The 14,670-nt window shown below is 50.2% G+C and carries 10 protein-coding genes; 5 read left to right on the top strand and 5 right to left on the bottom strand.

Translation table 11 applies throughout. The features are described from left to right. The first annotated feature begins 86 nt into the window (after window positions 1-86). Window positions 87-293 carry a hypothetical protein gene (locus tag KDK14_RS16525; RefSeq protein WP_257266276.1) on the top strand — a complete coding sequence of 69 codons (207 nt, stop codon included), beginning with the start codon at window positions 87-89 and terminating at the stop codon, window positions 291-293. Beyond that, window positions 271-579, top strand: coding sequence for a BolA family protein (locus KDK14_RS16520; protein WP_373691101.1), 309 nt, complete (start codon window positions 271-273; stop codon window positions 577-579). Before KDK14_RS16525 ends, KDK14_RS16520 begins: the two co-directional genes overlap by 23 nt. Before the next feature lie 138 nt (window positions 580-717). Here the strand turns inward: KDK14_RS16520 and KDK14_RS16515 are convergent, their stop codons facing one another. Together KDK14_RS16515 and rlmKL are read right to left on the bottom strand one after the other, a co-directional pair. Further along, window positions 718-1,362 (bottom strand): phosphoadenosine phosphosulfate reductase family protein, encoded by a 645-nt coding sequence (locus KDK14_RS16515; RefSeq protein WP_257266275.1) that lies wholly within the window; start codon window positions 1,360-1,362, stop codon window positions 718-720. A gap of 125 nt (window positions 1,363-1,487) precedes the next feature. Then, on the bottom strand, window positions 1,488-3,653 hold the full coding sequence (gene rlmKL, locus KDK14_RS16510; RefSeq protein ID WP_257266272.1) for a bifunctional 23S rRNA (guanine(2069)-N(7))-methyltransferase RlmK/23S rRNA (guanine(2445)-N(2))-methyltransferase RlmL: 2,166 nt from the start codon (window positions 3,651-3,653) through the stop codon (window positions 1,488-1,490). 132 nt (window positions 3,654-3,785) lie between these two features. On the opposite strand from rlmKL, the gene rmf reads away from it, so the two are divergent. After that, the gene (gene rmf / locus KDK14_RS16505) at window positions 3,786-4,019 is read left to right on the top strand and encodes a ribosome modulation factor (protein WP_373691100.1); all 234 of its coding nucleotides are present in this window, start codon (window positions 3,786-3,788) and stop codon (window positions 4,017-4,019) included. Window positions 4,020-4,069: 50 nt separating this feature from the next. Here the strand turns inward: rmf and KDK14_RS16500 are convergent, their stop codons facing one another. Next, complete coding sequence (locus tag KDK14_RS16500; protein WP_257266271.1) at window positions 4,070-5,092, bottom strand: quinone-dependent dihydroorotate dehydrogenase; 1,023 nt, start codon at window positions 5,090-5,092, stop codon at window positions 4,070-4,072. A gap of 196 nt (window positions 5,093-5,288) precedes the next feature. On the opposite strand from KDK14_RS16500, the gene KDK14_RS16495 reads away from it, so the two are divergent. Next, window positions 5,289-9,686 carry a hypothetical protein gene (locus KDK14_RS16495; RefSeq protein ID WP_257266270.1) on the top strand — a complete coding sequence of 1,466 codons (4,398 nt, stop codon included), beginning with the start codon at window positions 5,289-5,291 and terminating at the stop codon, window positions 9,684-9,686. A gap of 179 nt (window positions 9,687-9,865) precedes the next feature. Here the strand turns inward: KDK14_RS16495 and sstT are convergent, their stop codons facing one another. Both sstT and KDK14_RS16485 read right to left on the bottom strand, forming a co-directional pair. After that, on the bottom strand, window positions 9,866-11,137 hold the full coding sequence (gene sstT, locus KDK14_RS16490) for a serine/threonine transporter SstT (RefSeq protein ID WP_257266269.1): 1,272 nt from the start codon (window positions 11,135-11,137) through the stop codon (window positions 9,866-9,868). Between the two features lie 110 nt (window positions 11,138-11,247). Then, window positions 11,248-12,576 (bottom strand): hypothetical protein, encoded by a 1,329-nt coding sequence (locus KDK14_RS16485; RefSeq protein WP_257266268.1) that lies wholly within the window; start codon window positions 12,574-12,576, stop codon window positions 11,248-11,250. Between the two features lie 267 nt (window positions 12,577-12,843). On the opposite strand from KDK14_RS16485, the gene KDK14_RS16480 reads away from it, so the two are divergent. Beyond that, window positions 12,844-14,523, top strand: coding sequence for a hypothetical protein (locus tag KDK14_RS16480; protein WP_257266267.1), 1,680 nt, complete (start codon window positions 12,844-12,846; stop codon window positions 14,521-14,523). Window positions 14,524-14,670: the final 147 nt, after the last annotated feature.

Below are 14,670 nucleotides of genomic sequence, written 5' to 3'. Positions count from 1 at the left end.
GCCAGGAGGCTGTCCGAGAATAGACTGCCCTGCGCGGCAACTGCTCCTGCGTTGCCAAGAGTGCCGGGACCAGGAGTCAGAAATATATGCTTTCATATGGCCAACTACTTAACCTGAACAGTTGCAGTGCCAGGCACATCGCAAGCAACAACATAGCTATCGAAATATATGATTTCATTGAGTCAGCTACTTATAATGTGCCAGAAGATATTGCCAGGCAAGACAAATTCCTTGTCGTTCCGGCCGGAACTGAAGAGGTGATGTATGGGAATGAAAGAAAATATCATCGATAAGCTGAATGAGTCCTTACAGAATGACTTAATCGATGTGACCAATGAGAGCCATCTGCACAACACGCCGCCGGGATCAGAGTCGCACTTTAAGTTAGTGATTGTCAGTGAAGCATTTCAAGAGAAGCTGCCGGTCAAGCGGCACCAGATGATTTACGGACTGTTGGCTGACGAACTGCGAGAGCAGATTCATGCACTGGCGCTGCACACGTACACCCCCGCCGAGTGGCAGGCAAGAAACCAGTTAGCTCCGGTATCACCGGATTGCCGTGGCGGCAGTAAAAAGTAATACCAATTCTGCCTTGTGAAGACTAAAGAACAAGTCATTCTGGACAGCAGGGCCAGGCGGAAGAACGAGAGATACCTCGGCCGCCCGCCACCAGCCCTGAGCACTTCATGAAATCAGGCAGACAGGAGGCTGTCTCTTTCAACAGCGCTTATTGAAATCCTGCTCCACCACTGAAGTATGCAGCCCACACTCCCGGTGTCCGTATACTTTGGTCGGGTCGTAGTAATCTTCTTCTATGGGCAGGTCGTGGGTGACCAGATACTCCTCAACATCAAGTTCAGTCCAGTTCAGGAGCGGTGCCACCCGGTAATAGCCATTGTTCGTCAGACTGACCACTTCAAGGTTTTGTCGGAATTCAGTCTGATCCTTACGGATGGCGGTCAGCCAGTAATCCGGTGCCGATGCGTTCATGGCACGGGTAAAAGGCTCCAGTTTTACCTGGCGGGTAAACTCATCATGTTCCGGGGTATCAACCTCCGGAACACCACCGTAAATAGCATCGCGAAAACCACGACTGTATTGCGGGTGAAAGACCTGGATATTGAGCTTCAAACGCTGAATCAGCTGGTCAGCAAAGCGGTAAGTGGCTTCAGTACCATAGCCCGAGTCGATCCAGACCACCGGGATATCGGGCTGGACCTGCGTGACCATACGGATAATGGCCGCTTCATGAGGGCCAAAGTTAGTGGTAAGTACTGGCTTTTCAGCACGCTGAACAGCCCACTGGATAATAGCCTGTGGACGCTGTGACGACAGCTCCCGATTTATTATCTCCAGATTCATCATTTCCCCCTCAATCCATAACCAGGCAAAATGCACTATAAGATTTCGGATTTATAACCACAAAGATTTATATGGACTATAAATATGACTGAACTATCAAGCGTTGTTGACGCTATCTTCACAGCTCAGTGCTGAATACACCAACAACGATGGATACCCGGTCTGCGCTGGAAATCCCGGTCAATGGTAACAGCTGTGATCTCCTCAACACTGAACTTTTGCTCCAGTTCTTTGGCCAGCTGGAAACGCCGGAAGTTATTGGAGAAGTAGAGCACCCCAGCCGGTTTCAGCCTGGTCATTGCCCGATCAATCAACGCCACATGCGCTTTTTGCACATCAAATACCCCCCGCATCCGTTTGGAGTTGGAGAAGGTGGGGGGATCCATAAAAATCAGATCATACTGTCGAGTGTCCTGCTTCAGCCACTGCAGGCAGTCTGCCTGTTCCAGCCGGTGTTTGCGATCCATCAGGCCATTGAGTGCCAGATTTTTCCTGGCCCAGCCAAGCCAGGTATTGGACAGGTCGACACTGGTGGTACTGGCCGCACCTGCCACCGCGGCATGCACGGTTGCCGTGGCGGTGTAGCAGAACAGGTTCAGGAAATCCTTGCCAGTGGCTTCTCTGGCAATGCGCAGGCGCATTTTCCGGTGATCCAGAAACAGTCCGGTATCCAGATAGTCCCTCAAATTCACCAGTAAACGACACTCCCCCTCTTTTACCTCAAGCATGGCACCGGACTGCTCAAGCCTTTGGTACTGGCGCTTGCCAGACTGACGCTCACGACGCTTGAATACCACCTGATTTTCCGGAATACCCAGTACGCCGGGAATCACTTCCAGTGCTTCCAGCAGGCGCTGATGGGCTTTGGTCTCATCAATGCTTTTGGGTGGCGCGTATTCCTGCACATGAGCCCAGTCCCTGTAGAGGTCGACGGCAACGGCATACTCCGGCATGTCTGCATCATAGAGACGATAACAGTCCACATTCTCTTTTCTGGCCCACTTCCCCAGCTGCTTCCGATTTTTCTTCAAGCGGTTGGCAAACATTTCACCTCCGCCGGTGCTGGCCTTGAAGGAGGTATTCGCCGCACTGTCCTGACGACTCTGCCCGGAAGCTGACGCCTGACGTTCCCGAACATCATAGAGAAACAGTTTGCAAGAGAGCGCACCATTGAACAGGGTATAGCTTTTTTTCGGCCCCATACCCAGACTTCTGGCCAGCGCCTGTGAAGCAGTAAAAATAGCTGCCTGCCAACCCGGCATCTGTTGTTTGATTTTTTCGCCAAGGTGCTTGTAGAGATAAACCAGGCTGGCCTCATCACCCATACGCTCACCCCAGGGTGGATTCGCTATCACCAGTCCCGGCTGGATATCAGGGCCAACCTTCAGGCTGGCCAGCTCCTGTTGCCTGACGGTAATCAGCTGACTCAAACCGGCACGCTGGATATTTGCCCTGGCTCTCCCGACCATTTTTGCCAGGCCTTCGTAGCCAATGATGGTGGTATTCATTGCAGCCAAACCAGCAGTTCGACGTGCACGGGCTTCCTCCAGTACCACCAACCAGATTTTAGGAATATGTCCCATCCACTTATCAAAGCCAAAGCGTGCCCTGAGCAACCCGGGCGCGATATCAGCCGCCATCATGGCCCCCTCAATCAAAAAGGTTCCCGAACCGCACAGGGGGTCCAGCAGTGTGCTGCCCTGTTGCGCCAGTTCAGGCCAGTGGGCCCGATACAAAATCGCCGCCGCCAGGTTTTCTTTCAAGGGCGCGTCACCGGCTTCCAGGCGATAACCGCGCTCATGCAGGCTCTGGCCTGACAGGTCAATGGCAACAAATGCCCTGTTGTTTCTGGCATGCACATTGACCCGCAGATCCGGCTGACGGTGATCAACCGATGGGCGCCAGCCATAACGATGCCGCAGCTGATCAACGATCGCATCTTTCACCCACTGAGAACCAAAGCGGGTATGGGTGATATCCGCTGTCGAACCGTTGAAATCAACCCGAAAGCTGGCACCCTGATCCAGGTGCTCATCCCAGTCAAAAGACTGCACGCCCAGGTAGAGCGTCTGCTTATCAGCAGCGTCCACTTCACCAATACGCAGCAGAATCCGACTGGCCAGACGAGACCACAGGCAGGCCCTGTAGGCCAGCTCAAGGTGACCGGCAAAGCTGACTCCGGCAACGGTCTCGGACACTTCACGGGCTCCGAATGCCTTCAACTCTTCTGCCAGCAGGGATTCTACCCCCTTGGGGCAACTGGCAAACAGAGTCAGCATCGTTGTACTCATAACGTCATATTCCTGAAAAAGCTAAAAAAATGCTTTTATTAACTAAAAATTCTTAATTTTTTCTCAACTTTTCTCAACAAAAGTATCAGATTTGAACAAAACTTATAATCAAACCAGCAAGAGGCCGTGACCATGTTGAAAAGACTCAAAAGGGATAAATCAGACAGAGCCTTCAATAAAGGATATCAAGTAGGCCTGTCTGGCCGCTCCAGGGATATCTGCCCCCATCAGGAGCCAGATTTACGCCAGTCGTGGTTAAGTGGCTGGCGAGAAGGTCGCGTTGATAATTGGGAGGGCATGACGGGAATTTCGGGGTTACACCGCATGTATAACTTTTCTCACAGCTATTCAGCCGACCTGCTGTGATTACGCAGTTGCAAAGCCCCTTCCGGGGCTTTCAGATACTCCCCGGTTTCTTATGCATCAACAGAGTACACCGCTTCAGCAGCCTCTCGAATCAACTCCGGCCCCTTATAAATAAATCCAGAATATATCTGCACCAGGCTGGCCCCCGCCCGGATCTTGTCAGCTGCCGTCCGGGCATCCATAACGCCACCGACACCAATAATCGGAAGTTTACCGGAAAGCTCATTGGCAAGCAGTCGAATCACTGCCGTAGACTTACCGCTCAAGGGTGCGCCACTTAACCCTCCTGCTTCCCCGGCGGTGGCAAAACCACTGACCTTATCTCGATCCAGTGTCGTATTGGTAGCAATAACACCATCCAGTTCACAGGACACCAACCCGGCAGCTACCGCCACTATTTCATCGTCGGTCATATCCGGGGAAATTTTGATTGCCAGAGGAACCTGGCGACCATGGGTTTTAGCCAATGATGCCTGCTCTTCCTTAAGCGCTGAAAGCAGGCTTTGCAAGGCATCGCCATACTGCAGTTTTCTTAGCCCGGGTGTATTGGGCGATGACAAGTTAACGGCAACATAGTCGGCATAGGGGTAAACTTTACGCAGGCAGGTGAGGTAATCCCGGTTGGCATCTTCGACAGGCGTGGCCAGGTTCTTGCCAATATTAATACCGATAACGCCCTGGTAGCGGCTCTTTTGAACGTTGGCAATCAGCTGGTCAACCCCCAGATTATTGAATCCCATGCGGTTGATCAACGCTTCTCTCTCAGGGATACGGAACATTCTTGGCTTTGGGTTTCCGGGCTGTCCAACCGGCGTTACGGTTCCCAGCTCAAGAAAGCCGAAACCCAGACTGCCCAGACCATCAATATATTCGCCATTTTTATCAAGCCCTGCCGCCAGCCCAACCGGATTAGAAAAGGTCAATCCCATCACCTTCCTTGGTTTGGCAGGGACTGCAGGTGCCATCAGCCGGGTAAGACCAAGACGCCCCCCCGCACTGATCATTTCCATGGCGAAGTCGTGGGCAGTTTCAGCAGAGAGGCAAAACAGGGCACTTCGTGTCAATTTATACATAGGAGTGGTCAGTATGCGCCAGACAAAAATTCGTAGGAGTATACGACCTTTGTTCCCTTTTGTCTCCAGGAGGCTCTTCAAACCTCAAGAACAAAGGAGAAACTGCCCAAACATTTACAATAAGCAGATGAAACCATCACCTCCCCATCAGGTCTGAACAGTTGGTTAACGTTTTTACAATATTCAAGGCTTTATAATGCAGTCGGTACTTGCATCGTCCTATTCCCCACTAGCCCCTTGCGCCAACTCAACCCAGCAGGTTAAAACGGCAAACAGCCGCGAATACCCCGGGTTCAACAACACTTCTATTCACCATCGACAAACACGACCGGTCCAGGTCAATACCACCGGCTGTTGCTCCAACCCGACCCGGAACAGCCCGGTAAACACCGGGGATGCACCAACAGTTGCCTTGACCCTTCGTGAACAAGACAGTGACAAGGGAGTACTAACAGAAGCAGAAGCAGAAAGCTCCTACTGGCAATCAACGGCGCAGTACATTCTGTCAGGCATCAGGAAACTGGCTAATGCCGTCTTGCCAACGCCTTCAGAGGTCCTGAAACGCATCAATCTTGATATGCCATGGTTAGAACATGAGGATGATCAATACATTGAGTTGCCCATTGATGTCGATGCCATCGACAGTGATCTCAATAGCAGGGGGCAACCCGTTAGCACAGTCCAATCCAAAAGCGCTCAACCCGAAAAAGAGTATTCCAGCACACCCTACGAATCAGAAGAAAACGACGATAAAACGCCCGGCACTTTCCAGAGAAAACATGCCCGGAAAAAGCATAGCGTCGGCCACAGGACATATCACATACCACCAGAACTGCAGGAAATCTACCAACAATCATTGCCCATCGTGAAACTCTCGCCACACACCTATGGCGATCCCAGCAGCATTTCAGTCGATGGGAGCGATGACCAGCCTGAACTGCTTATTGCGCTCTATCCACACGGCATCTTACAGGCCCTGCTCATTTTATTCCCTGAAACCGCCGTTGAGATTCTCAAAAGTCGGCTGGAAAAGCTGTGCAGTACATCAATGGATACCTTTGAACAACTCCACAAATCCCATAAACGTGCCGGGTTCAGGGACACCCTGGCAGGCAACCTGGCAATCCTGAGAGAAAACCTCAACGATCTTGAGAGTGATCAGCACAATGTCAGGTTCCAGCTCGCGATACTGAAGAATCTGAGAAAATTTGAGCAGCAATACAATGTGTACTCTCTCGAATCAAAAATGGATGCCGACTTCCTGGTGCAAAAAGGGAGAATATCGTCGAAGCAGTTAGCCACCGCCCCTGACAACGTCGAGGGGAACCAGATTAAAGACCCAAAACTCCTGAATCCCACTACCTGGCCGAGAAATTTTGGCCACCAGTGCAAAGAACGTGAATTTATCTTAAGGGGGGTCATGTGGAGTCTGGCAGCATATCACCTGGAAAAATCCGCTCAATGCGTTCTGGACGAGCTTATGCAGCGCCCACCGGTCCGGGTACCGGTTGTGACACCAGATACCTGCAAGAAGACGACCGTTAACCACTACATCCGGGAACAACCTGAAACCGTGATGAAAGTGTTGACTTATCTGGTTTGCCTGAACGTAAAACGGTATCGATGCCTGAAAAGTATAAAGGCCGCCAAACTGGTGCTGACCACAGGTCAACAAGCGCACAACGCCGAGAGTGTTGAGGCTTTGATTGATCGACTGACCCGGCAAAATCTTATACCGGAAATAGCTTCTCAACTGGACAATGAAATTGGCTGGCTCCATACCCAACGCCTTGAGCATGAACTGAAATCACCAAAAGCGGAAGCCAGTCTGTCCGACTTGCTCAATCAAAGACAGCATATCCTTAACCTTGAGTTACTGAACCCTGAAAAAACCAGACCGATTTCTGGCGAAGTTTCTGCCGGGTTAATTCATCATTTTCTCGCCAGTCAATCATTTCCGAGCCAACCGGGTCTGTTTTCATGCTGGTTTTTTTTAAAGCCACCCGCTGCTGATCGGATAGTCTCCAAACTGTCACACAGCAGCAATACCCCCGAGAAGTCTTTTTACCAGGCCACATTACAATTCATTGATGCGATGAGCCGTTCGGAACAGGATGACAGCTACGACAGTTGCTTACACTGGATGCAGTGCTTCTACGACATGGCCCATGCTGAACAACAGCTTCTGATTCACCTGATCGATCAGGATGTGCCTGACAGCTTACTGCCCTGTGAGCATTTCGAGCAGAATATTCACGCGCTCTGGCAATTGGCAAGCTCCAGAAAAAGCATGGGTCTACGGCCACTGAACCCTGATTCCTACGCTTACTATCTTAGCTACCTGAACTATGTCCGGGAGGAAGAAGAAAGCATTGAAGACAGCATTGCCGAACTCTATCGCAAGCGGTATTTAAAATTACTGGATTATGATCCTTATCAAGAGTTTAAAACCCTTTTTGGTGATGTATTTAACTGGGGATCGCAAGCCAGCAGGAATATCTGCCAGAAAGCCAACGAACTGATGCAAGGGTTAAAAGCTTCAGGGCTGCCCAACGCACTGGGCTTTCTCTATAAAGAAGGCAAGGGGCTGATATCGTCACTGTTCTCTGCTGACAATCCAATTCACTCCGTAATAACCGACACTCTGGGTACAATGCTGACAGTAGCCCAACAAAACCCCGGGTTTTTCCGGGTGATGTGGGGTGATTTTGCGCTTTTGATGCCTCAGCTAAAAAGCCTGCTTGGGCAGGAACCATCGGTAACAGGCCTGCTTGAAAGCATTGAGATCTGTATGCGCGGTCATGCCCTGGCTTCACTGTTTTCCGGTGACCAACCACAACCACTGGCTGTTAGCCCGTTAGAAAATCCGCAAATGGCTACTGTCATGAAAAGATTCCAACTGCTCCGGGACATGATTACCGCACTTCATACCGGGCTGCCAGTGATCGAGATATTTTTAAGCAACAGTCTGGATAACCTGATCAACAGGGCCAAAAAAGTCGCTCAGAACATATTAACCAGTTACCTTGCCCGACAAGGCATCAGGCACATGAAACCTGCGATTTCCCGGCTGCTGAATAACCTGCGCTGGTCCCGGGATTTAATGCCCAGCCTGACCCTCGGGCTAACATCTGACTTTCTCGCCGCCATGGCCCCGGAGACAACCGTCAGACTTGCCCATCATATTGGCCGACGTTCCAGTACCGCTGGCAGGGTTTTGAGTTTTCTGATGGACCCGTTGTTGCTCCGCTTTGATAGATATCAGGAAAAAATCAACAATGCCAAAGCAAATCCATCCAGTAATGCAGCTCGGCATGAGTTAGCGTCAGAGCGTGAAAAAGTGGCAGGTATTCTGGGTGTGTCATCCGTGCTGGCCACTGCCGCCATTGTGGTGATTAACACCTTTAAAGTTATTCTTCTGCTTGGCAGCCCCTTGCTAACAGCAGTCTGTATCGGGATCATGGCCTTTTTGGGCAGCTGTTACCTTATTACCCGGCACTTTAACGAATGGGATGAAGTGTGGACATCGTTATCTGAAACCATTTCAGATCAGATGAAAAGAACCTTTGCCAAAGACAGTCCAAAGGCTATTGAGGCAAGAAAGCGAGCCCGCCAGATCAGTACACACACCCTGAAAAAAATGTCACAAACCAGAGAACAAACGCTGAGTGGATGGCAGCAATGGCAACAGGACCAGCTACTCAGAGAGTTAAGCAAGTATTGGCACCAGCTGCATTACAAAGAAGAAATGCTGCAACGTATCAAGTCAACTGTCCGGGAAAAGTGTCAGTCTGATGTTCAACGAGATGCTCAACACATCCTCAATTTTGTGCGGGCAAAAGCACTGGTGGAAAATGCTATCAGAGACCCTGACCACCTGGCAGCCAATCCGGATTACCTTGCTGATTTCAACCAACAATTAGCCCAACTTTATTTTCCACCAATGGATGCAGCACTGTTTCCCTACCAGCTAATAAACCTTGAACAGGAAATCACTGCATTTTTAGAGCACTCCTGTGGCACCGACTGTCCAGGACAAAACATCCGGGCAATCATGGATACCGTTGAAAACTATCACATTGATCTTCTTAAAGGAGAGTACCTGTTTAAATTGCTGCATATGCAACATCTTCAGTCTTTATCACAAGCCACAGACAGGGCTGGTGACCAATCATCTCAACAGGAGCTGCTCCATTGCAGCGAAACATCCATGACAAAGTTGCCAGATCCCATAACGGCAACAGCCATAATGGCAAAAATTCAGCAAAAGTGTGAACAACAGCAACTGCAAAAGGAGGAACAGATCCGTGAAACAAGAATGAAAATGGTGACCAGGCGGGCATTATATGGTTGCCTGAAAGGCGAAACACAATATTCAGCCAGCAGCATGCCTGACTTAAGCAAAGACCCATTGTTTAAAACCCACCTTGAGCTGCAAATCAGAGAGCTTGAAAAAGCCAGCCTGCCCTGGGCTATCGACCATACACTGCCCTCGGCCCGAACCGGCAACTTTGAACAACCGCCAGCCGGATGCACTTATAAAGCGCTGGAAGCAGGCAGGGCCATGAGTTACTCCATTTGGCCAACGACTTGATTACTTATAACAATTCCAGCTAATTGAACATGAACTGCGCAGTCATTTTGCACAGTTGGATCTTCGTTGGAACTCCTCGCAATACCCAAAAGTAGCCCTGTTATTACTCATCATTACGCCTTGCCCAACTGCCCAGAATGACTTTCGATAGCCTGAGAAGGCGGTATAGGTATTACAGTTTACTGTGAGGCGTTATTTTGTTGCAGGCTCTCGGATGGCGCTTCTGCCTGATCAGCCGCTACGCGTTCAGCAGCCATGCAGGCTGTAGCCGTAAAAATGACATCAGTAGAACTGTTCAACGCCGTTTCCAGAGAATCCTGAACCACGCCGATGATAAAACCCACAGCAACCACCTGCATGGCTATATCATCGGAGATACCGAACAGGCTACAGGCCAGCGGAATCAATAATAATGAACCACCGGCCACACCGGAAGCCCCACAGGCAGAGACGGCAGCAACGATGCTGAGCATCAGGGCAGTTGGCAGGTCAACGGAAATACCCAGTGTATGAACCGCCGCCAGCGTCATGACAGTGATTGTGATGGCCGCACCCGCCATATTGATGGTGGCCCCCAGGGGAATGGATACTGAGCAAGTATCTTCATGGAGGCCCAGGCTTTTACATAACTGCAAATTCACAGGAATATTGGCTGCCGAACTACGGGTAAAGAAAGCCGTAACACCACTTTCCCGGATACAACGCAGCACCAGGGGGAAAGGATTCTGACGAATATTCAGATAAACGATCAACGGGTTAACAATAAACCCGATAATCAACATGCTGCTGATCAAAACCGCCAGCAACTTGCTATAACCTGCCAACACGCCAAAACCCGTCTGGGCAATGGTACTGGCAACCAACCCCAAAATACCGACAGGAGCCAACTGGATAACAAAACGCACGATAGCAGAAACCGCCATTGCCAGGTCATTTACCATAATCTGCGTAGATTCACTGCCATGACGCAATGCCATGCCCATACCGATAGCCCAGGCAAGAATACCAATAAAGTTGCCGGTCAGCAGTGACTCAAAGGGGTTTTGAACAATCTGGAACAGCAGGGTATGGAAAACTTCCATAATGCCTTCCGGGGGCAGGGATCCAACGCTGCTGGTCACCAGCGTCAAGGTCACCGGAAAGAGAAAACTCATGCATACGGCAACAAGAGAAGATGCCAGTGTGCCAACAATATAAAGGAAAATAATCGGCCGCATATTCGTGTGCTGCCCCTGTTTCTGGTTGGCAATGGCAGAAGCCACCAGAACCAATACCAGAACGGGGGCTACCGCTTTCAAGGCCCCGACAAACAGAGAGCCCAGAAAAGAAATTGCCACTGCCGTCTGAGGCGAAATAACCGCCAGACCCGCCCCCAGGGAAATTCCAATAATAATCCTGAGAACCAGGCTGGTGCTTGCCATTCGGTCATAAAATGATTGGACATGACTCATGTTTTACCTGCTGTATTTCAAGTTATTATCAGTTAAACGGCAGGAACTGGAATCCATTCCGAACAGTTCCCGGCTCTCCAGGGCCTGAATTTAAGTTCGTAGAAATAGCATTACATTTCAAAGACACTGCTTGAACTCACCAACTGGCTCAGCTGGTCCTTGAGATGTTCTGCTGTCGGGCGCTTTTGCGGATCTGCCTGTGTGCACTGATCTGCCAGGCGCTTCAATGGTGCCAGTTTGCCTTGGTCTTCTTCTGCCACCGAAATACGCCCCAACCCGGGCGGCATATTCAACAACAACAAGCTCTGTTTATCTTTCAGGAAGCCAGATAACCGGCTTGCTTGCTTCAGTTTTTCACCATCAAATAATCCACAGGCTTTCATATAGCCATACAGCGATAGCTGCACACCTTCAGCAGCGTAAGAATACTCCCTCACACCCTCAATGGCAGAAACAATAACCGCCAGCATTAATCCAAAAGACCAGATGTCCCCCTCCAGGGTTGCGGAAGTATATTGCCAGGGGGCAAACCGTTGTTCAGGGTTGTTAACATCACCGGGAAAGCGCAGCTCCGGCGGCTGCCAGGCATTGTTGTAAAAAATGAACCGTTTGGTACCGAGCTTGTCCGGTCCCGGCGCCACATTCACTACACTGAAACGCTCTGGCAGGCCCGGCCCCAGCCAACCTGACACTTCCCGAAGACCTTCCAGGCGGATATCGCCGTGGGCCACTCCCCGTGCGTGCAGGTTGGCCAGGGTATCTGCTACCTGGCTCAGACCATGGATGACATCGCCAAACGCAGCGCCTTGCGACAAACATTGCTTCAGATAGGGCTCTGCCAGAGTTTCCAACAGCGGCCACTGCCCGGGCAAAGGGGAAGCACTCCCGGCAAGCAGTCTCGGCAACCCCTTTATTCCCCATTGATAGATATGATGCTGCCGGGCGGTGGTGGGAACCATCTCCAGCAATTGATGGATTGACTTATCCAGCCAACCAGCCCCTGGTGTTCCCGGGGCAGACTGACAGGTGTTGCCAGGGTCATTGAGCAGTCGCACGTTCTGTGCGTTGAGTAGCATTAATGTCCCTACAGGCTGGCGTTTGCCGTCCGGCCCCATGACGGATACCCGTCCGGCCCGGGCAGACCAGGAATATCTTTGCGAGTCAATAGTGGCAGTTTTACCCTTGCCACAATCGTTTATTTCCAAGGAAGTCAACAGCGTAATATGCCACTGCTCGTTTGAATCCATGTCATTTCTACCGGCTTTTCTGAATACCTTGTAGGTTTGATATTCAGATCCCTTTTCAAGCAGTGTGATGGCCAAATCGTCGACAGTGTTAACTGTACGATCGTTAAACACCCTGACAACTTTACTTTCTTGATCCTTAACGAATGCATGAAATAGCAGCGAAGAGGCATTCCCAACTAACGGCAGGGACATCAATGAACTCCTTTATGGCATTTTTATTGTAGAACGTCTAAATATAGCTCATAGACAGTGGTGCCATTGTTAAAAATGACTGCAATGATCAGAGAACGGTCTTTCTCCACATCACAAATGCCTGAGTCACCCCGCAAGGTGTCTGGACAAGTCGTCGGAATTTTATAAAACCATTGGCCATGCAACCCAGATTGCAACTCTTTCTCCAGTTAGCTGTCTATATTATCTGAGGCTGCATAAAGCGCTGGATTCACTGAGGTAGTAAAGATGGCAATAAAAAGATGGTTGATTTCTACTCTCCTTTGCGGGCTGACCGCACTGGCAGCAGCTTATCCTGAAGCTGACAAACAGGGGGCCGTTTACAAAGGGCTTCAAAATGTCCATACCATCGCTGAAATGCAAGGTATTAATCCACAGGATACAATGATCCGATGGGAAATCACCGACAATAATCTGCTGGAGTGGCTACTCGCCCCCTGGGATAAACAGAAAGTAGATGAAGCCCTTTCTGCCTACCAAAAGCAATACGGCACCCTCTTTGGGACTGCGGCCAAAGTGGCCAATGGTGCGATGAGCAATAACTTTGATGCCTCAGGCCATCTGATTACGGAACATGAACGCCAGCAGCTTTTGAGCCTGATAGAACAAACGGAATACCTTACGAGGTTCCACCCCGAAGCCCGAGCCATAACTGTCGTTGATACCGAGGCCCAGTTTTTCCCCAGTGAGGTATTTTTCACCAATAATCTGGCCCGGGCCTCCAATGTTGCGGCGAACCAGAAATCATCAAGTACTCTTATTCCAAGAAATACCCCGGTCTTTGTGCTTGGTCAGTTAAAGACTATTGACTCAGCGGGTCTGGAGCCAGCCGAAGATAGCTGGGTAGCCCTTTGGCGACCAGAGTTTGGCCTGAAGTTCACCAAAGCAAGACATATTGCCCTGGTCGATGAATCTCTGGCTGGTGATTTCCCAATTTCATCCCATAGTCCAGATAACCAACTGAGACTAACCATCACCAGCCGTGTCAAAAGCCACGACATAAACCAACGGTTACCATTAGGTACACCGGTTTACAGCCTGGGTGGCAGTTACTTTTTTGCCACACGAAGTGGTCAGGGACCGGCCTCCCGGCAAATAGCATCGACCGTGTTGCGGCTATATCCTGCGCAACTGTCGCCGATGGAATTATCCGTTGATCCTGCAGGTAAACTGGATCACCAGGTTAAACAAGTGCCACTTCCCCTGAATTACCACAACTATCTGAATCAGCTGAGTAACACCTTGTTAAAATATCCGTCAGAATATGTTGCACCGGAGCATAACGAGAACCGTTACTTTGCCCTTGGTGAAGGAACCATTGGGCCAGACGGTGCAAGAGGCATGGACGCGTCTACTTTTGCCCTGAAACTCATCCAACCTTTTGGCAAGTGGCTGCCCAGATACTCCGTTCACCAGGTGGAAGAAGGCGTCAAAAACCATCTGGTCAGCACCACTCAAAATGCATCTCTGGAAGACAATTATCAGGCCATGGTGCACAACTGCAGGATTGGTCATTTTGTATCGGTGGGACGTGGCAACAATATGGCCTGCCTGGGCAGCATTACTTTGGATCAGCTGCGTCAACTGAGTGATCAAGCCTATGCTGATGCAGTAACGATGGGCGGGATGACAGACCAGGATCGTATCCCCCTGCTGGCACTCAGTACCGTGGGACTGACCACTACAGAGGATGTTTTGATCAATAAACCGGCAGGTTCTATGGAGTTTCAGGCAACAGGTGAAACCCTGCCTCTGTATTTGGCTGCAAAAACATCAATGACGGTCTGGTATATTACCGGCAAGGTTGCAGTCTACCCCGTGTTTAAATCAGGATATCTGAGCAGCTATATTCGCAATGGCAGATCACTGAAATTTTACAGTTACTTTAAGCCTTTCAACGCAGACTAAAGATTTAAAATCACTAATGCCCATACAACCACGTTCCCATGCCCTGCGTGGGAATGCATGACAAAGCCTGACGGAAGTGAAGCAACCTGGAGGAATAGACTGCCCTACGCGGCAACTGCTCCTGCGTTGCTCTGGCTCCTGTATCCA

The organism is Endozoicomonas sp. ONNA2, assembly GCF_024606365.1.
Classification (GTDB): domain Bacteria; phylum Pseudomonadota; class Gammaproteobacteria; order Pseudomonadales; family Endozoicomonadaceae; genus Endozoicomonas.
Note: the sequence above shows the minus strand (reverse complement) of the source record. Positions and strands in the feature narration are given on the sequence as shown.